The 18,762-nt window shown below is 56.8% G+C and carries 21 protein-coding genes; 14 read left to right on the forward strand and 7 right to left on the reverse strand.

The window, feature by feature from the left end:
• Positions 1-146: 146 nt before the first annotated feature.
• From IPM59_06295 to queC, 8 genes are all read left to right on the forward strand, one after another.
• On the forward strand, positions 147-743 hold the full coding sequence (locus tag IPM59_06295) for a hypothetical protein (GenBank protein ID MBK9215196.1): 597 nt from the start codon (positions 147-149) through the stop codon (positions 741-743).
• Positions 744-1,748 carry a hypothetical protein gene (locus IPM59_06300; GenBank protein ID MBK9215197.1) on the forward strand — a complete coding sequence of 335 codons (1,005 nt, stop codon included), beginning with the start codon at positions 744-746 and terminating at the stop codon, positions 1,746-1,748. It abuts the gene before it with no gap.
• A gap of 19 nt (positions 1,749-1,767) precedes the next feature.
• Positions 1,768-2,109, forward strand: coding sequence for a hypothetical protein (locus IPM59_06305; GenBank protein MBK9215198.1), 342 nt, complete (start codon positions 1,768-1,770; stop codon positions 2,107-2,109).
• Positions 2,110-2,219: 110 nt separating this feature from the next.
• Positions 2,220-2,585 (forward strand): hypothetical protein, encoded by a 366-nt coding sequence (locus IPM59_06310; protein MBK9215199.1) that lies wholly within the window; start codon positions 2,220-2,222, stop codon positions 2,583-2,585.
• A gap of 2 nt (positions 2,586-2,587) precedes the next feature.
• Positions 2,588-3,082 (forward strand): hypothetical protein, encoded by a 495-nt coding sequence (locus IPM59_06315; GenBank protein ID MBK9215200.1) that lies wholly within the window; start codon positions 2,588-2,590, stop codon positions 3,080-3,082.
• Positions 3,069-3,731, forward strand: a complete 663-nt coding sequence (locus IPM59_06320; protein MBK9215201.1) for a radical SAM protein — start codon at positions 3,069-3,071, stop codon at positions 3,729-3,731. Before IPM59_06315 ends, IPM59_06320 begins: the two co-directional genes overlap by 14 nt.
• 123 nt (positions 3,732-3,854) lie before the next feature.
• On the forward strand, positions 3,855-4,232 hold the full coding sequence (locus tag IPM59_06325; protein MBK9215202.1) for a GxxExxY protein: 378 nt from the start codon (positions 3,855-3,857) through the stop codon (positions 4,230-4,232).
• An 84-nt stretch (positions 4,233-4,316) separates the two neighbouring features.
• Complete coding sequence (gene queC / locus IPM59_06330) at positions 4,317-4,982, forward strand: 7-cyano-7-deazaguanine synthase QueC (protein ID MBK9215203.1); 666 nt, start codon at positions 4,317-4,319, stop codon at positions 4,980-4,982.
• Positions 4,983-4,992: 10 nt separating this feature from the next.
• On the opposite strand, the gene IPM59_06335 is transcribed toward queC, so the two are convergent.
• Complete coding sequence (locus IPM59_06335; protein ID MBK9215204.1) at positions 4,993-5,676, reverse strand: hypothetical protein; 684 nt, start codon at positions 5,674-5,676, stop codon at positions 4,993-4,995.
• Positions 5,677-5,856: 180 nt separating this feature from the next.
• Between IPM59_06335 and IPM59_06340 the strand changes: the two genes are divergently transcribed.
• The 3 genes from IPM59_06340 to IPM59_06350 all read left to right on the forward strand — a co-directional run bounded on the left by IPM59_06340 (position 5,857) and on the right by IPM59_06350 (position 9,710).
• A complete protein-coding gene (locus tag IPM59_06340; GenBank protein MBK9215205.1) occupies positions 5,857-8,190 on the forward strand; it encodes an oligopeptide transporter, OPT family in 2,334 nt (777 codons plus the stop codon).
• Positions 8,191-8,333: 143 nt separating this feature from the next.
• Positions 8,334-9,125: a hypothetical protein gene (locus IPM59_06345; GenBank protein MBK9215206.1), complete on the forward strand. Its 792-nt coding sequence runs from the start codon at positions 8,334-8,336 to the stop codon at positions 9,123-9,125.
• 165 nt (positions 9,126-9,290) lie between these two features.
• Positions 9,291-9,710: a hypothetical protein gene (locus tag IPM59_06350; protein MBK9215207.1), complete on the forward strand. Its 420-nt coding sequence runs from the start codon at positions 9,291-9,293 to the stop codon at positions 9,708-9,710.
• A gap of 38 nt (positions 9,711-9,748) precedes the next feature.
• Here the strand turns inward: IPM59_06350 and IPM59_06355 are convergent, their stop codons facing one another.
• Entirely contained in the window at positions 9,749-10,627 is an 879-nt protein-coding gene (locus tag IPM59_06355; protein ID MBK9215208.1) for a GNAT family N-acetyltransferase, read from the reverse strand.
• A 64-nt stretch (positions 10,628-10,691) separates the two neighbouring features.
• On the opposite strand from IPM59_06355, the gene ispH reads away from it, so the two are divergent.
• Entirely contained in the window at positions 10,692-11,558 is an 867-nt protein-coding gene (gene ispH / locus IPM59_06360; protein ID MBK9215209.1) for a 4-hydroxy-3-methylbut-2-enyl diphosphate reductase, read from the forward strand.
• 13 nt (positions 11,559-11,571) lie between these two features.
• Here ispH and IPM59_06365 read toward each other — a convergent pair whose 3' ends face one another.
• A complete protein-coding gene (locus IPM59_06365) occupies positions 11,572-13,128 on the reverse strand; it encodes a B12-binding domain-containing radical SAM protein (protein ID MBK9215210.1) in 1,557 nt (518 codons plus the stop codon).
• Between the two features lie 160 nt (positions 13,129-13,288).
• Here IPM59_06365 and IPM59_06370 point away from each other — a divergent pair, with 160 nt between their 5' ends.
• Positions 13,289-14,545 carry a metallophosphoesterase gene (locus IPM59_06370; protein ID MBK9215211.1) on the forward strand — a complete coding sequence of 419 codons (1,257 nt, stop codon included), beginning with the start codon at positions 13,289-13,291 and terminating at the stop codon, positions 14,543-14,545.
• A gap of 22 nt (positions 14,546-14,567) precedes the next feature.
• On the opposite strand, the gene IPM59_06375 is transcribed toward IPM59_06370, so the two are convergent.
• Complete coding sequence (locus IPM59_06375; protein MBK9215212.1) at positions 14,568-15,530, reverse strand: alpha/beta fold hydrolase; 963 nt, start codon at positions 15,528-15,530, stop codon at positions 14,568-14,570.
• A 137-nt stretch (positions 15,531-15,667) separates the two neighbouring features.
• Here IPM59_06375 and IPM59_06380 point away from each other — a divergent pair, with 137 nt between their 5' ends.
• Positions 15,668-17,494, forward strand: coding sequence for a hypothetical protein (locus IPM59_06380; GenBank protein ID MBK9215213.1), 1,827 nt, complete (start codon positions 15,668-15,670; stop codon positions 17,492-17,494).
• Here IPM59_06380 and IPM59_06385 read toward each other — a convergent pair.
• The 3 genes from IPM59_06385 to IPM59_06395 are packed head-to-tail and all read right to left on the reverse strand — an operon-like array spanning position 17,454 to position 18,762.
• Positions 17,454-18,032 carry a molybdenum cofactor biosynthesis protein MoaE gene (locus IPM59_06385; protein MBK9215214.1) on the reverse strand — a complete coding sequence of 193 codons (579 nt, stop codon included), beginning with the start codon at positions 18,030-18,032 and terminating at the stop codon, positions 17,454-17,456. The genes IPM59_06380 and IPM59_06385 overlap by 41 nt on opposite strands.
• Complete coding sequence (locus IPM59_06390; GenBank protein MBK9215215.1) at positions 17,963-18,514, reverse strand: nucleotidyl transferase AbiEii/AbiGii toxin family protein; 552 nt, start codon at positions 18,512-18,514, stop codon at positions 17,963-17,965. Before IPM59_06390 ends, IPM59_06385 begins: the two co-directional genes overlap by 70 nt.
• 8 nt (positions 18,515-18,522) lie before the next feature.
• A complete protein-coding gene (locus tag IPM59_06395; protein MBK9215216.1) occupies positions 18,523-18,762 on the reverse strand; it encodes a MoaD/ThiS family protein in 240 nt (79 codons plus the stop codon).

Genomic DNA, 18,762 nt, shown 5'->3' on the forward strand with positions numbered 1-18,762 from the left:
CGCCTGCGATAGCGAGCGGTCGCGCTGCAAGCGGAGCAGGCTATCGTCGTTCTGTCTGAAAAGTGTTCAACCACCCGCTACCGCAGGTGGTACTGACAATTTGCTGTTATAATTCACGAAAAACCAGCCCCGAAAAGGAGTCGAATATGAAACGAATTACACTGATGCTCGCTGTCCTGTTCATTGCTTCGGTCGCGGCCTATGCGGACATTGCTCCGCCGAAGCCTGTAAAGACGCCGAAGCCGAAACCCGGCGTCAATACGACGCTGTTCATCAAACTTGACCGCAACGCTACGGAAGCGGTGCTTCGCATACCAAAATCGCAAGTCAAACAGCTTCGGGCCGAGCTCGAACAGATCGATGACGGTGAAGACAATACGGCCTCGGTCGAGACACCGGCCGAGAGTTCGATATCACGCACTCAGACTATCGTCAGCGGAATGTTCCTAAGCCTGGCGCTTGTGGTTGGAGGCATTTGGTTCGTTCGCTCGGGGAGGGCCTCCTCGGCAAAGGGCAAGACGCTGATCGCCCTGATGGTCGTGGCCGCAGCTGCGTCGTTTGTCTATGCAAACATCGGCCCGCCGCCTGAGGCCCGCTCTATCACGAGCTCGCTCTTTACGCGCGGCGTTCATATGTATAAGCAGGCATCGGGCAAGATCAAGGTTGAGACGACGACCGATCCGGACCGCAGCGTGATCGAGTTGATCGTGCCCGACCCAAAAACGGACAGCTCGGAGGAGTAGATGCAGCAGGTCCGCGTAGCCGAACCCGTCATCACGAGCGCACAGATCTTTTTCTTTGCGTTCGTGGCGGCGTGTGCCGTCGCGGCCCTTGCTATCGGCAGTTTTCCCCTGGCGGCGTCGATCGCGACGATCTTCCTATTCGCGGGCGTTCATAATGTGATGGAGGTCCGCTATTTTGCCGCACGAATGCCGCTGCGGTGGGGCCGTTCAAAACTCTATTACAGCGTCGGTATTGGTGGGGTGGTAGTTCTGGCCACGGCGTACCTGACGCTATATTTTGCAAGCGGCAATTGGCTATGGGGCGATGCGGGCTGGGCGATGTTTGCGGCCGTTTGGAATACCGCTTTCGTGCTGTGGCTTGGCCTCCTGTTCTATCTCAGAGGCAGGCAGCGGCCAAAGACGGACTGGGCGTGGGCGTTTCCCGCTGCCTTTCTGCTCGCATCTCTTGCCTGGCTCGTCCCGCAATACTGGAGCCTCGCTCTCGTTTACATTCACCCGTTCATCGCGATGTGGTTTCTGGAGCGCCAGATACGCCGTTCGCGGCCGGAATGGTTGAGGGCATATCACTGGTGTTTGGCATCTGTCTCCGTATTTCTCGTCCTGCTGTGGCTGGCGCTTGCCGGCCAGCCAAATCTGCCCGAGGAGACGAATCTATTTTGGCGTATCGCGCAGCACGCCGGCAGCCAGATACTACCGGGGATATCGAGCCATCTGCTCGTCGCGACGCACGTCTTTCTTGAATCGATACACTACTTCGTTTGGCTTCTGCTGATACCGCTCGCTGACCGTCGGGCGATACCGTGGAGGCTTAAGGACATTCCGCTCTATTCGGGCAAGGGCGGATTTCCGAGGCTGGTCGCCGTTGCCCTGACGGTCAGTGTGATGCTGATGTTTGTGTTGTGGACAGGCTTTGCCGTCGATTACACGACGACACGCGACATCTATTTCGGCGTTGCGATCGGCCATGTATTAGCTGAGTTCCCGTTCTTGATAAAGATGCTGTGATTGTGAGGAGGCCATGAGTATGCGATCCCTTGTCATCTGTACGTTCGCGGCTCTGATGTTCGTGAGCACGGCAAGGCCGGTAATGCCTTACGAACTCTTATTGCCCGGAGCGGAGCTTGTTACTTCCGACTGCGGCATTAGTTGGGAGGCTAAGATCGATCCTAGCGACGGCTTTGTTAAGGTGCGGGCAACAAATACATGCGATTTTTCAGTCAGATTCTTCGTCGCGGTTTATGCCAAGGACGGGACCGTGAACAGGGTGCGTAACTACTGCTACGCACCGGGCCAAACGGGTGTTGTCGTCATCGGCAATGGCGACTGGATCGATCGCGCCGCAGTAGAGAATCTCAGCAAATGTTAGCTGTCAGCGGAATCGCAGAGATCACCGGCATGGTTCGGTTCCTCGCTTTTTTTGACGAGGCGCCGTCGCCGGAGGTGATGGATCTGACCTTTTCGCATCTCTGGTATTTCCTGCCCTTCGGCTATCTCGTGACGATCCTGATCGAGACGCCGGTGCTGCTTGTCGGGTTAACGCGAAAACTCTCGCTCGGACAACGGACGCTGTGCGGCGTATGGCTGACGGCGTGTACGTATCCGATCGTGGTGCTGGTGCTTCCGACATTGTTCTATGGCCAATCGAGGGCGTTGTATCTGCTCATTGCGGAGAGCTTTGCACCGATTGCCGAATGCATCTTGTTCTGGCTGGCATTTCGCGGCAACGACACGCTCGGCACGCGCGAGTGGCTCAGGAGTCTTGCGGCTATCGTTGCAGCAAATCTCGCTTCGTTTGGCATTGGCGAAGTTATAAATCAGTATGGTTGGTGGGGGTTATTATGAATATGAAAAGACTCGGTCTGATCGCTTTCGTCATCCTGCTTACATCTCTCGGGGCCGATGCTCAGACGAAGTATCAGACGTACCGAAATGAGCGGTTCGCTTATTCGATCGAGTATCCGTCAGGCCTGTTGAAGCGGCAGGCGCCACCGGCAAATAATGACGGCCGGATCTTTAGGTCAAATGACGGAAAGATCGAGATGCTCGTCTGGGGGCAACATAACGCACTTGATCGGACCTTCGTGGGGCAATACGATGATTCGCTCCAGAAGTGCGGGGACGCTGAGGTTTACAAGGTTTTTAATGAAAGGTTCTTCGTGATCTCATGCACGCTGAATGGCCGTATCTTTTATCAAAAGACGCTTCAGCGAGGCGGAGCAGAACCGGAAATATTCTTTACCTTTACGATAGAGTATCCGCGTGATCAAAAAAAGAAGATGGATCCGGTGGTAAAGCGTATTTCCCGTTCCTTCAAATTCGATCCGGATGCCGACATCTGAGAGATCTCTCCGGATCACCGAGATCTTTCGCTCGATCCAGGGCGAATCGTCGCACGCGGGGCGGCCGTGCTCATTTGTGCGCCTTACAGGCTGCCCGATGCGGTGCGTCTGGTGTGACAGTGAGTACACCTTCACGGGCGGCGAGACGATCGACTTTGACGACATCTTCGCAAGACTAGACGAATTTGGCTGTAACCTCGTCGAGGTAACCGGCGGTGAGCCGCTTGCGCAGAAGAACGTGTTCGCATTCATCACCGAGCTCTGCGACCGCGGCTACGAGGTCCTGATCGAGACCGGCGGCTATTTTTCTATTGAAGAGGTCGACAAACGGGCCACCGTTATCCTGGATATCAAATGCCCGGCATCGGGTGAGTTCGGAAGAAACTATTGGGAAAACCTGGAATGCCTGCGGCCTGATTTCGACGAGGTAAAATTCGTCGTCGCCAGCTTAGAAGACTGGGTCTTTGCGACTGTTATTATCGATAAATACGACCTTCAAAACCGAGCGAAAGAGATATTGATCTCGCCGGTTCACGGAGCTGTCGATCTGCCTGTTTTGGCTGAGGCTATCTCAAAGGGAAAATACAACGTGAGACTCAATCTCCAGCTTCACAAATACATTTGGGGAGCCGATGCCCGTGGCGTTTAGAAAAAGATTTCCCGCAAAGCCGCAAAGGCGCCAAGGAGACAGAAGATAAATGCGTAGTGTAATTGATGAAGGATTTCACTTTGCGTTCTTTGCACCTTTGCGGCTTTGCGGGAAACTTGCCTTATGCACGAAAATGACATCGCCCGGATCATAGTTGACTGTGCATTTCAGATCCATACGAAACTCGGTCCTGGACTATTGGAATCCGTGTATGAAAAAGTGCTCGAACACGAGCTTACTAAACGTGGCCTGAGTGTCGTAACACAGCAGCCGTGGCCCGTAGTTTGGGAAAGTGTCAAGTTGGATATTGGCTTCCGTGCCGACATGATCGCGGGTGGAAAGGTCGTAGTCGAGATAAAGTCGGTCGAGGCGGTTGCTCCGGTTCACCCGAAGCAACTCAGGACGTATCTCAGGATCATGGATCTGAAGCTCGGGCTTCTAATCAACTTTAACGTGCCGCTGATAAAGGACGGTATTACACGAGTGGTCAACAACTTGTGAGTGCTTCTTTGCAGCCTTTGCGGCTTTGCGGGATAAAGAGCTTCGCCCGCAAAGCCGCAAAGAACGCAAAGAAGCAAAGAAAGCATGAACAGTATCGTTCTAGTTTCCGGCGGAATGGACTCGTGCGTTACGGCAGCGATGGCGGCGCGCGAGGCGGATGAGCTTGCGTTTCTGCATGTATCGTACGGGCAGCGGACTGAAGCACGAGAGCGGCAGGCATTCAGTGATATTGCCGATCATTACGGGGTTGCGAAACGCCTCGATGTTTCGATAGAGCATCTCGCAAAGATCGGCGGATCATCGTTGACCGATGAGAACATCGCGGTCTCTGCGGCCGATCTCGATAATAAAGAGATCCCGACGAGCTACGTGCCTTTCCGCAATGCGAATATGCTTTCGATCGCCGTGAGCTGGGCCGAGGTCATCGGCGCGAACGCAATTTACATCGGCGCTGTTGCCGAAGATTCGAGCGGCTATCCCGATTGTCGGCCGGAGTTTTACGCCAGCTTTCAAAAAGTGATCGAAACCGGCACGAAGCCCGATACGCACATCGAGATACGCACGCCGATCATTCATCTCACAAAAGCCGAGATCGTACTCAAAGGCGTCGAACTCGAAGCGCCACTCAATCTGACTTGGTCATGCTATCGTTCAAACGAACTCGCCTGCGGCACCTGCGACTCGTGTGCGTTGCGATTGCGCGGGTTTGCTAGGGCGGGAGAGATCGATCCCATTGCCTATGCCGGGTAACTGATAACTATTAACTATTAACTGAAGAAATTTGATCTTCGGTGTCGCCCGGATCCAGCTCTGCCTTTTGTCGTTCAAGTTCGGTGATACGCGATCTTAGTTCCTCGATCTGAGCATCGAGATCGGCAACCGTTGGCTCGCCGGCGCTTAGCTTGTGAAAGACCGGCGTTACGACCGTGACCGAGGCCACAAGGATCGAGAGAACGCCGATGGTGCGGGCAAAGAGGTCGTTGTTTGCATCCGGCTCGAACCAGATGAGATAGGCCAGCAGGGCCGACAGCAGCCAGACGGTGACGAACGCAGCGATGCGTGACCACGCGAAGCGCTTGTCCAGCCGCGCGAGCGAGAGCAGCGACAGGTGCGAACACGCGACCGACGCGAGCAGTATCGTGCCCGCCGATTTGATAAAGCTCTCATTTTCGTCGAGGACGTTCCAGATGATCAGGAAAGTCATGATCGCTGCTGCCAGGGCCAGCACTATTCCTGCCAATGGCAGTACTCGCCCGCGGCCCGTCTCGTAGTACGCACCGCAGGCAAGGCCCAGGATACTCGTCGCCGTGATCGTCAGCGTCGTCATCAATATCCTGACCTCAAGGTTGCCAAAATTGCCGAGCAGGATCACGCCGATACCGATGAGAGCACTGACGGCCACCGAGCCGATCAAGGTGTAAAGAAATGCCTTTCTAAGATTCATGAAGAGAAATAGCCACGAATTAGGAATAACCGGTTGGGCTAATCCTAATATACACCGAGGGCGGCCTGTATGTTTTCTCAGCGTCTCCTGCGTCTCTGCGGTTGCTTGTAGATCAAATAGGCTGTAAATTGCTTTGCAGTAACTTTCCCCGTTCGAATCAGACCAAAAACAGGAGACGCGATGAAGAATCCTTTTCTCGAGAATTTTCGCCCTTATATTCCGGACGCATCAAATCTGCGTGAGCTGACGGCATTTCCTCTCATTATCGGGACGCTGCTTGGGGTCATCTTTGGAGCATCCTCGCTGTATCTGGTGCTTAAGACGGGCCTGACGGTTTCGGCGTCGATACCGGTCGCGGTCATCGCGATCACGCTGTTTCGGCTGCTGTCAAAAGTCGGGATGCGCGATGCGACGATCCTCGAATCGAACATGATGCAAACCGCCGGTTCGGCGGGCGAATCGATCGCGTTTGGCGTCGGCGTGACGATGCCGGCGATATTGATACTGGGCTTTGATCTCGAGATCTGGCGCGTGACGCTGGTCGCGGTGCTCGGCGGGCTGCTCGGAATTCTTATGATGATCCCGCTGCGTCGCGCGCTGATCAAGGAGCAGCACGGATTCCTTAAGTATCCAGAGGGCACAGCCTGTGCGCAGGTGCTGATCGCCGGCGCGTCAAAAGAATCGCGCGACGCTGCTCATGAGGGCGGCGGCGAGGCCGCATCGGACGACGAAGTGCTTCATCGCGGCAAGATCATCGCTGCAGGATTCGGGCTTGGTTTCATCTACAAATCGGTGATGGACGTATTCGCTGCCTGGAATCCCGAACCGGGCAAGGACCTGCCAGACAACGTGCTCAAGGGCGGCTCGATCCACCTGGAAAACAATCCCGCTCTGCTCGGCGTCGGTTACATTATCGGCCCGTATATATCGGCGATCATGCTCGGCGGCGGCATCCTTTCGTATCTCATCCTGATCCCGCTGATCAAGTATTTTGGCGACGCCCTCACCAGCCCGCTTGCGCCGGCCGTCGGCAAGACCATCGCCGAGATGTCGCCCGGCAATATCCGCAGCGAATACATCCTCTACATCGGTGCCGGGGCGGTGACGGCCGCGGGCATCATCTCGCTCGGCCGCAGCCTGCCGACGATCTGGAGCGGTCTCAAGTCGGGGCTGGCCGATCTCCGTGGCTCGTCGGATGCGGCAAACGGCAATGTGCCGCGCACCGATCAGGACCTTTCGATGAAGTACGTCATCATCGGCCTCATCATCCTCGTCGCGGCGATAATGCTCACGCCGTCGCTGGGGCTGTTTGTCGGCAAGGACCCGATCGTTTCGATCTTTGGCTCGATCCTCATCATCATTCTGGGTTTCCTGTTTGTGACTGTCTCGTCGAGGCTGACCGGCGAGGTCGGCTCGTCGTCAAATCCGATCTCGGGAATGACGGTCGCGACGCTGCTGTTTACCTGTCTCGCGTTCCTCGCATTGGGATGGACGGCGCCCGATCCGTATTTTGTGACCGCTTTGTCGATCGGCGGCATCGTGTGCATCGCCGCTTCGAACGGCGGCACGACATCGCAGGACCTCAAGACCGGTTTCCTCGTCGGCGGAACGCCCAAGCGGCAGCAGATCGCTATTCTGGTAGGCGCTCTTGCATCGGCGATGCTGCTGGGGCCGCTGCTTCTCGTGCTGAATGATGGCGGAACTTATTATCAAAAGGTCGATGCTTCGGGGTTCCCGCCGGGCTTTACGGTGGCCGAGGACAAGCTCTTTCGCGAGCACGGCCAACTCAAAACGGAGCACGTCAAGGTAGGCGAATACACGTCTGATACGACGCAGTATCACGTCTGGCAGAACACCGATCCGAAGTCGGGCCAGATAGGCAAATACCTCGTAACCAACCAAGGCCAGCCCGTGTACCTCGTCGATCCGGCGATCAACGGCGTGGTCAAGAAAGACTCGGCCGGCAATAATATCGAGCGTTACGACGCTCCAAAGGCAACGCTGATGAGCTATATCATCAAAGGCGTGCTGGGGCGTGACCTGCCGTGGGGCCTTGTCCTGTTGGGTGCGATGATCGCGATCATGCTCGAGATCGTCGGCGTGCCGTCACTGGCATTCGCCGTCGGCCTGTATCTGCCGATCGCGACGAGCGCTCCGATATTCGTGGGCGGCATGGTGCGTAAGATCGTTGATGTTTACCTCAAAAAGAAACTTGCCGAAAAGGACCTGACCGAGGACCAGATCATCGCTGAGACCGACAAGTCTCACGGCGTCCTAATGGCGTCGGGATATATTGCTGGCGGAGCCATTGCAGGTATCCTGATCGCGATATTTGCGGTCGTGCCGTGGCTCAAGAGCATTCAGGATACCTCGACCAAATGGGCGGGCGACCATAATCCATTCTTTGCCGGCGATCACGCGTGGTGGCTGGGAGCGGTACCGTTTCTGATCCTCTCGGTCCTGCTATATCTCGTGGGCCGCGAACGCTGGATGGCGTTTAAGAAAGGCGACTAAAAATTGTTTTACATCTTTGTGCGCGGCACGCTATAATTATGGCGTGCCGCTTTTTTCTTGAGCTGCTTTTTCCACACGAGGTGATCTACATGAGAGAAATTGCTCCTTCTCGTCGAATTTTGCCGCTGTTAGCGATTGCCGCTGTGTCATTCCTGATCGCCGGATGCTCAGCCAAGGCATCTGAAAAAGCCACCGCTCCCGCCGCCGATGTGGTCAATACGACCGACGCAGCAAAGGGCGCGACGATCGACATCGAGGCCGGCGGGCCGGCCGACACCGTCAGAGTGTTTTACAGGCGCCTGCGCGACAGGGAAATTCGCGCGGCAATGTACATGACGAATATGCGGCCCGCGATCGAGGGCCTTACCGACGCCGAGTTGAAGGAGTTCTCGGTCGATTTTGAGAAGCTCGCCGTCCAGGTTCCCGCCGACCTCAAGATCAATGGTGAGATCGTCTCGGGCGACCGCGCGACCGTAACTATCGAGTTGCCCACATCAGAGAAGCCCGAGACGCAGACCATCCAATTGCGTCGGCAGAATGACGTTTGGGTCCTGATGAGCGTTGACGAGGCCGGCGAGCAGCGAATGAAGGCGGACGGGAAACTGTATTTCTATAATCTGCGCATCGACGTTCACCATGACGAGGCCGAGGCGATGCTTCGGCGAATTGCCAAGGGCCAGCTCGTATATGCAGCTCAGAATCAGGGTGTCTATGCCGACCTGCGCACGCTCGTCGGACAGGGCCTGATCCCCGACGATGCGATGTCGACCACCTCGACGGGCTATGTCTACGCGGTCAACCTCGATGCCGAACGCAAAAGCTATTACGCCACCGCTACGCCGGTCGAGTACGGCAAGAGCGGGAAACTGTCATTCATGCTCGACGGCGCCGCCTTGTCCAAACGCGATACCGGCGGCACGTCGCTGACGAAATGATGGCCTGTGGAAAAACTGTGAAATAGCCTGTGGAAAAAATGCTGTCAGCCACTTGCAATTTTCTTGGATTGCGATTATAAAGATAGGTTCCTGTCGCTTTATCCAGGCCCCTTGGCGATGATACGTGAGCTTATAACGAAGCTGAACCGCTCTTTCTCGAGGCGCATGGTGTCTCTTCGTCGCGATCATACGGCCCCTCTTAAGGTCTGGTTCGACCCCGACATTAACAGCGAGATGGCGCTCGAACGCGCCCGTGCGGCATGCATTCTCGGCGAGACCGTCGATATCAGTAGGACGGGCATCGGCTTTACCGTGCCGTCGATCCGCGTAAAAGAGAAATATCTCGTAGGCCATGACCGAATTCTTAACGTCGAGATCGATCTGCCGACGGGAAAGGTCTATATGCGGGCCAAGGGATGTCGTTACAAGAAGGTCGGCGTCCACATTTCGGCCGAGAGGTTCCTCGTCGGAGCTAACATTGTCTATCTCGACGGCCAGGACAAAGAGAATTACGAAGCATTTCTCCGCTTCGGCACACGCCGCCTGGACCCCGCCGCCCGCAGCCTCGAGATCCGCGCAAAATAACACCTGCCATACCGATCCAAGCGGTTTCGCAGGTGATCTTAGAGAGATTTGAGCATTTCGAACTGGGTGAGGCGTTCGTAGAAGCCGCGGCGGCGGAAGAATGCGACGGCATTGGTCAGGGAGCGGTCGATGTTTATTAGCTGGAGCGAATATCCAGACGTCGTCTCACCCTGCATTGCGTTTAGCAGCGCGGTCCCGATGCCGCGATTGCGGTGGGCCGTGTCAACTGCCATCTGTGCGACGCGGCCAAAACTCGACGAGAATATGATATATCCGACGCAGACGCCGTCCTGAAAGGCCCCGAGGATGCGTTTGAGCGGCAGGCTGCGATTGACCGCCTCGACCGAGTTTTGCCACGAGGGGCGGCCGTCCCAGAATGAGGTCAGCAGTTTCCAGTCAGGATCAGTTATTTCGCGGATCGTGACATCTGCCGCTGACACAGCGGGCTTGACCTTGCCGTCGCACTGGAGTAGTGCGAGTTCGCGGATGGTAGAAAATCCGAGCTTCTCGTAGAGCCTGATCGCCCCGCCGTTTTTCGTGATGACCTCGAGGAGAGATTGCGATATCGAACGCTCCTTAAAGACGGGCATCATCATCTCAAACATCGCCTCGCTTATCCCGCGACGCCGCATCGAAGGGATCACGCCCGTGCCGGCATCGTAAACCGTCGGACGGCCTTCCCACTCGCCAAATCCATTGAGCGAAAAGCCTACGAGCCGACCATCGGAGAAACAGCCGGCCGTCCGGCTGAGGTCCACGGCGTTGAGATTGATGTGGTTGCGAAACTGTGTTTCCGTAAGGGCAAAAGGATAAACATAATCGGAAAATGCCTCAATGAACGTCGCATAGAGCGGGCCGAAATGGTCATTGCTGAGAAATCGGCAGTCGCGCAAGGTGGTTTCGTTTCCATTTGCCATTTGTTAAAATCAGACTTTGCCGAGTGCGGGGCAAAACAGAGAATTTAGTTAAGGTTTAGCAAAAATGCAAGTTCTGCTGGCGGATGAATACGGGTTCTGTTTCGGTGTCGAGCGTGCCGTTGAGATGGTCGAGGAGGCTGTCGCCGCGGGCGAGACCGTCCGCAGTCTCGGCCCGTTGATCCATAACAAGCAGGAGATGCAGCGTCTCGCGCACGAGGGCGTCACGGCGATCAACGAGCCGGTACAGATCCAGCGCGGCGAGACGGCCGTGATCCGCGCGCACGGCGTTACGCCCACGGTGCAGCAGGAGCTTGAGGAGAAAGCGTCAAAGGTCGTCGATGCGACGTGTCCATTCGTGACACGCGTGCAGCGCCTGGCCGCCCGTGCGGCGGCAAAGGACAGGCACGTTGTGGTTGTAGGCGACCCTGACCATCCTGAGATGATCGGTGTAAAAGGCTACGCACCGGAGCACGCGTTTGTCATCCGGGACGAGACCGAGGTTGCATTGCTTCCGCGATTGAGAAAGCCGCTTGTCGTGTCGCAGACGACCATCAAATCAAAGACCTTCTTTGACACGGCCGAGGCGGTCAAGGCGAAGACCGACGACGAGGTCGAGCTCGTTAATACCATCTGCTCCGCCACACGCGACCGCCAGGAAGCGGCGCGCGCACTGGCCGGCATGGTAGATGCCTTTTACATCATCGGCGGCCGGCATTCGTCAAACAGCATCAAGCTGCTTGCCGTCTGCAAGGAGCAGTGTGATAAGAGTTTCCTGATCGAGACGGAAGAAGAGATCAATGACGCCGACCTGATGGGCGTCGAGCGCGTGGGCGTTACGGCCGGTGCCTCAACACCTGATTGGCTGATCCAGAAGATCGTAAAACACCTCGAATCCGTCGGCCGCAACCAACCGCCGACGCTACAGCCTTAACAGGCCCGCGCCCCTACTGAGAGCTCGGCAAGGGTTCCGTGCTCACACGCCGATGTTTCCTGAACGCCCGCCATTTGCGGACGCCCTCGCGAGTGAGGCTGATGATCGGCCGCCGGTTCTGAAATATCAGTTTAGCCCACGCAAGTTTGCTCATCTGCGGAAAATAGATGCCCCTAAAACAGAGCCGGGCCACGAGGTGGCTGATGCGGACCTGGATCGGTGCCTCTCGGATCGACTCGATGGCTTGATGGTTGCGCTCCGGGCTGTAGGAGCGTGACCATGCGTTAAAGGTCTCAGCCTTCGCATCTTCGATCGACATCTTGAGCGGGTCGTGGGCCATTACGAATGGGGCGAAATCGAGCCAATGCTTCGGCCGACGGAGGCGGCCCGACGCTTCGAGCCGTTCATAAAGCGGCGTCGCCGGAAACGGCGTGAGCTGGCCGAATACCGGCAGGCCCGGGGCCCAAGTCTCGATCTCATCCACAGTTCGGTCCGATACGCCTTTTGTGTCATTATCCATGCCAAAGATGAATGACGTGATCGCGTAGATATTGCGCTTCCTGAGCCCTTCGAGAACTGCCTGATAGTTCTCAGGCCGCGAGAATTGCTTGTTGACATCGGCCATGTTCGCCGGGTCGATGGATTCCATGCCGATGAAGATCCAGCGCCCGCCCGACCGTGCGATGAGATCTACGAGTTCCTCGTCCCCAAGCAGGTTTGCACTGATCTGCGCGACCCACGGCATATGAGCGCCGGCCGCGATGATGTCGCGCAAGAGCGATTTCAGCCGCTTCTTGTTTATCGCAAGGTTGTCGTCAATAAAGAACACCGCGATCTGGCCCTTTTCCTTACGCGCACGAGCCTTTAGCCGGAGGAGTTCTTCGACCACGCTCTCATTGGTGCGAAAGCGGATAGAATCGCCAAAGAAGCCCGTTACTGTACAGAACTCACATCCGTAGGGACATCCGCGGCCGGTCTCGATGGGGACAACGAAGAACTTGCCCCAACCCTTTCCGAACTTTGACATCACAGGCCGCAAGGCCCGCGGGACCAGTGAGAACTGCTCGAGGTCGAATGATTCCCACGGGATATGAGGATACGGCTGGAGTGACGGCTTTACATCATTGCCCTTTTCGTCGAGTTTGGGCTGATAGACCTCTTTGAGTGTTCCTGCTGCCGCATCATTGACCATGTCGGCCCAATATTCATCAGCCTCGCCAAGAGCAACTGCATCAGCATGGCGAGGGCCGCCATCGCGCCCCAGCGCCTCATCCGGGCATTCCGTCACGTGCGGGCCGCCCATTACCACCTTAAAACCCGCCTCGCGCAAGGCGTCGGCAACGAGATAAGCCCGCGCGACCATTCGGGTCATCGAGCCGATACCGACCAGGCCCACATTCTCGTCCTTGCAGAACTGAACCAGCTCGCGCCGCGTCATTGCTTTAGCATTACCGTCGATCAGGATCACCTCGTGCTCGGCCGGCGTCAGTGACTGAAGCAGAAACATCCAGAGGTGCGGCATGAAATTGCGCGTAATACCGTTATCCGGATTGTAGAGCAATATCTTCATAATTACTTTTGCGTGACTGTGCCCGCGACAAATTCCCGTTTTCGCCAGGGGGAAAGCCAGCAAGGTGCGGAATGTTCGTTAATGATGTCACATCCGAAGGCGTTTTCCTATCCGAAAGATGCACGTCAACTGTCGCGAGAACAGCCTGTGGTAAAATGCGATGGTGAAATTCCTTCATATCGCCGATGTGCATCTGGGCTGTACTCGCTATCAGTTGGCCGAGAGCCCCCAGGATTTTTTCGATGCATGGATCGACGTCCTCGAGCGGTATGCCATAGGCGAAGGGGTCAATTTTGTCATCATTTGCGGTGATTTTTTTCACAAGCGGGCTGTGCCGCCTGAGACAATGAATCACGCCGTCAAGGGACTCACAATGATGCGGGATGCGGGTATCCCGGTGATCGCGATCGAGGGAAATCACGACCAGAAACATACCGACAGCGAATTTAGCTGGCTGCGTTCGCTGTCAAGCTGGGGGCTGCTCACCTTACTTGAGCCCATGCATTCCGAAGGGAACATCTCATACCAACCGTGGGACGAGGCGACACGCAAAGGCGGCTTTATAGATATCGGCAGGGTGCGGATCTTCGGCTCTGACTGGTACGGTGCTTCCGCGAACTGGGCCATTCCGATGCTTACGCGGGCGATCAAAGAGAACCGCCGCGACGGCGCGTTTCACATACTCATGCTTCACACTGACGTGGAAGGGCATCAGGTGCATCCGATCCCGGCACTGTCAATGGATGCACTGAAGGAACTCAAGTCGGCGGTCGAATACGTCGGACTAGGACATACGCACAAGCACTACGAGATAGACAACTGGGCTTTCAATCCGGGCTCGATCGAGGTGACGAATATCAGCGAGTACCGGGAAACGCGAGGTGTTTTCGTTGTTGAGGTCGGTGACGATAAAAGTGTTTCGGCGCGGCATATCGATGAGTATCGTTATCGGCCGTTTCAGCAGATGGTGTTCGATGTGACGGGTTACGCCGATGCGCAGCGGCTGGTGGCCGACCTGCTTGACACCGTAGGACGCGACGCCCAGCCGACCGAATCTGATAGGCCGCAGCCGATCATCGAGATCTCGTTGCGAGGGCAGCTTGGCTTTCCAAACTCGCTGCTTGAGTTGCAGAAACTTAGGGACACGGCCCGTGACATTAGGGGCGCTCTGCACGTCCGCATTAAGAACCACACGGTGCCTGTTGATTATCTCGATTCGGCCGATGAACTCGATGATACGGGCCGCGAGAGGCTCGAGAGGCGCGTGATCGCTGATCTGATCCGGCGTGACAGCCGCTATAAGGCGCGTCCGGACGACCTGACCGAGGCGGTGATCGGGGCCAAACGAATGGCTCTCGGTGACGAACCGCCGGACAAGATAGCCGATCTTATCGCTCAAAAGGCATGCCCGGCGTGATCGGCCATTTGGGGGATCGATCCTAGTTACTTAGTGAGTCACGGAAAAAGTCGATCAGCCGCTGATCATAGGCCTCGGATTGTTCCATAGAGGCGTTAATGATCCTGAAGCCTGACGGGCTGAGATCGAGCTTGGTCTGGATGCGGTTCGATGACGGCAAACACTTGCTCAGTCGGGCTGTTGAGTCCTGAAAGTCTGCGGCATCGACGCCCGCGAGCAGCAGCACATCGCGATCGGCAAGCTTCCTGCCCGTGTCACACGATTGCTCACGCTGATAGCAGCCATCAAAGAAATAGAGGCGCGTGCCGAGCTTTGCAAGCTTCGTCGTTGCCGAACTGGCGAAAGGATACCGACGCTCGATCGTCTCGCGAAGCACGCTATCAGCATTCTCCGGGACCGAATCCAATGCAATAGCCTTCACGCTTTGGTCGCGGGCCGCGGCCGTCAGGGCAACGCCGGCGCCCATTTCAACGCCATAAATACCGATATTCTTGCCGACGAGCGTGATCTGATTCGGCGTTCGGAGCCCGCGCAGGAATTCGAGGGCCGACCCGGCGTCTTCTGCCTCGCAGCCGCCAAAGCTCGCGTTCTCAACGTTCGGTTTCTCGCCATGGCCGCGCAGATCCGGCATCAGCACGGTGAAATTGGTCGACTCATTCAGCTTGACGCCCAGATTCAGAACATACGACCGGTCGGCCCCGTATTTGTGATACAGGATGACGGCGGGTGCCCCGTCGGTCCCACGCAATAGCCATCCTCGCGACGAACTGCCGTCGCGATTTGGCCATGTCTCTTCGGTGACCTGAGCGGCGCGAGCACTCAGTTGCCCGAATTTCTCCGGGGTTACCAAATACGGTGCGCGGTATGGCCGGGCCGAGGTATAGACAAGCCACACCGAGCCGGAAGCAACGGCGGCGACCAGCAGGAATAAGGCAGGTAGAAGCAGACGAAGAAAACTCTTAAAGAGGCGTGTCGTTTTGGGCATGGCATTGAGGTGCTTCAGAAGCGAAGCATACCGCCGGATGCGGCAAGGAAGTGGCGAAAGCCCGGAACAAAAGGCTTTCGATCAGACCTCTTTGATGTTACCATAAGCGCCTGTTCCGCGGGAAGCAGTTTTTAAAGATGTTAAAAGTTGTGTGTATTTCGGTCGTAGCCTTTCTTGCCCTGCTATCATCGGCCATTCCCTCACTTGCTGACATCAGCGTAATGCCCGTTTCGGAGATCCGCGAAGGGATGCGGGGAACGGCCAAGAGCGTTTTTCGGGGCAGCCAACCGGAAGAGTTTAGCGTCGAGATCCTCGGGGTGCTGCCAAACTGGATCGGCCCCGGCCAGGATATGATCGTCGGCAAGCTGAGCGGCGCCAATGCAGAGCGGACGTTTGTCTTCGCGGGAATGTCCGGTTCGCCCGTTTACATCAACGGCAAACTTGTCGGTGCGATCTCATACAGTTTCCCGTTTGCCAAAGAGCCGATCTGCGGCATCACGCCGTTCGAACAGATGCGTTCGCTGGTCGAGGCGGCGCCGCAAACAATTGGCCAGGCGAGACAGCCCGTCTCGTTCTCGCTGGCCGATCTTGCCACAGACCGAGCCACTCCCGACGTCGGCGGGCTATCATCTCAGGGCACGGCAGCTAACGTATTCGACGCGGCCCTGTCATCGGTTGCGGTTCAGTCGTTTGTGCGTATTGCGACGCCGGTGACATTCTCGGGCATATCACAGCGAGCCCTCGATCTGATCGCGCCGGAATTTGAAAGGGCGGGCTTTGTGCCAATCGCCGCAGCCGGTGGTGACGGCCGAATGTCCGGGTTAAAGAAGGCGGATGCGACCACGCTGCTCGCGGGTGATTCGGTTGTCGTTCATCTGTCTCGGGGCGACATTCAAATCGCTGCGGCCGGCACCGTCACGCACCGGGACGGCAACAAGATATATGCGTTCGGACATCCATTTTTCAGCCTTGGCTCGGCCGACCTGCCAATGTCCGAATCGCACGTTGTAACAGTCGTTCCGAATACGAATAACTCGTTCAAGCTCGCCGTGTCCGACGCCCTTGTAGGCTCAATGACCCAAGACCGGGCGACCGGCATCTATGGCATGCTCGGCCGAGAGCCACAGATGATGCCGGTGACGATAAGGATCAACACAAGCCGTGGCCGCAAGGAAACGGTCAGGTTCGAGACCGCGGTCGACGACCTGTTGACAGGACTGATACTCAATGCCGGCATCGCAAATACGCTCATTGGCAACGAGCGAGGGATCGGCGAATCGACTATCGAGGTCGGAGGCGAGATACGCATTCGCGGCGGAGCACCGCTCAGGCTTTCGCGTCGGTTTGTCGGCCCGCAAGCAACAGGCCTGACGGCCGCTGCCGTTTCCGTCCCGGTCACGGCTCTGCTGCGGGCCGGTTTCGACGGGCTTCAGATCACGGGTGTCGATGTCGATCTTTCGGTTACCGAAGGTAGCCGGACCGCAGTTATCGACCGTCTGTCTGTCGACAGGAACCGTGTTCGTGCCGGCGAGTCTGTCGAAGTCACGCTTAACCAACGAAGTGCGAACGGTGAGATCGTAACCCGCAAGATCCCGGTGACCGTGCCCGAGGCGGCAATGCCCGGCCCGCTGTCGATAACGGTAGCTGACGGCGGGGCGGCCCAGCAGGCATCGGCCGTAACACACTTTACGCCGCTCAGCACAGCGGAATTCGTCTCGACCTTTAACCGGCTAAAGCGTTCAGACCGTCTCTATTTGATGATGTCGCGGCCGAGCGTTGGAGCGGTGATCGGCGTCAGCGAAATGCCGGGGCTGCCGCCGTCGGTACTCGCGACGATCAACAGTCAGCGCAGTGCCGGCATGGTAAAGCCAACTACGAACGCCGTTCTCGCCGAGTTTGAATTGCCGCCGTCCGACCTCGTCGTCACCGGCTCGCAGAGCCTGACGATCGAGGTTGTTCGTTAGCCTCCGCATCACCCTCGATCCATGCTTCGCCGTCGGCATAGACCTCTTTCTTCCATATCGGCACTGTTCGCTTTAGCTCGCGGATCAGCCATTCGCAGGCGGCGAAGGCATCTTTTCTGTGCGGTGCGGCGACGGCGATGACCACACTCGTTTCGCCGATCTCCAAACGGCCTGTGCGGTGGACGATGCCAACATTCGCGATCTCGAATTTTTCTTTGGCCTGTGCGACGAGCTTCCGCATTTCCTTGACCGCCATCTCGTCGTAGGCCTCGTAAACAAGATACTCCGTTTCGCGGATCTCTCCCGTCACCTTGTCTCGCGTAAATTTCCGTGCATACCCATCGAGCGTAACCGTCGCCCCGCATTCCGGCGGGACCACACGCCGGGCGACCGATGTGACATCAATGGGTTCGGTTGTTATCTCGCAGAAGTCCACCTCAATTCGCCTTTCCCGATGTGTCTCCTGGGTCATCGAGCCTCTCTCCGACCGCTCGGCCTCTCGACTTTGGCCTTGAGTTCGTCTGTGAGCAACAACCATAACTGAGGGTGAGATTCGACGAGGCGAACGATATCTGTAAAGTCTTTCGCCTGTTTGCTCTGCCGTCGGGTCGGTTCGCCCCAAGCTTTTACTTTCCCGGCGAGTGTATCTTCAAGGCTGGCGACGCGCAGCAAAATACCGTGAACATCTGCCGCCAGACCACGCTCAGCAAAATCTCGATAAAAATCCTCTGTCGTCAGTTCAATGCTGACCTTCGACTTGCCTCGAAAATTGATCGACCAATCAAAACGTTCGGAGCTAAACCCCGCTTCCTTCAGGGCCTTTTCAGTCAAGTCGATCGAATCCGCAGCAACAACGAAATCGACATCCTGCGTGACCATCTGCTCGGCTGCCCAGTGGTTCACGGCGATGCCGTCAATGGCGCACCAGACGATATCCGCCTTCTCAAGCGCGTTTACAAAGCGCATCACATCATCCGTTCCACCAAGCGTTTGCCAATCGTAGAATTGCTTTCCCGTCATCGTTATTCTTATCCGCCCGAGACCGCCGTGAATACGGCAACCTCGTCGCCGTCCCGCACCGGTACGGTTGCGTCGGCATACGTCTGGTTCACTGCGATCTTCAGCTTGTGCGGTGCGAGTGCCGGATAGGCTCGCACCAACCTGTCGAGGATCGATCCTGCCGTCGCGTTCGGATCCGGCTCGATCTTGATCAGGCGCTCGCCTGCAATATCGGCGGTGGCACCAAAGAATAGAATATGTGCGGCCAT

This window comes from Chloracidobacterium sp. (assembly GCA_016715795.1).
Lineage (GTDB): Bacteria > Acidobacteriota > Blastocatellia > Pyrinomonadales > Pyrinomonadaceae > OLB17.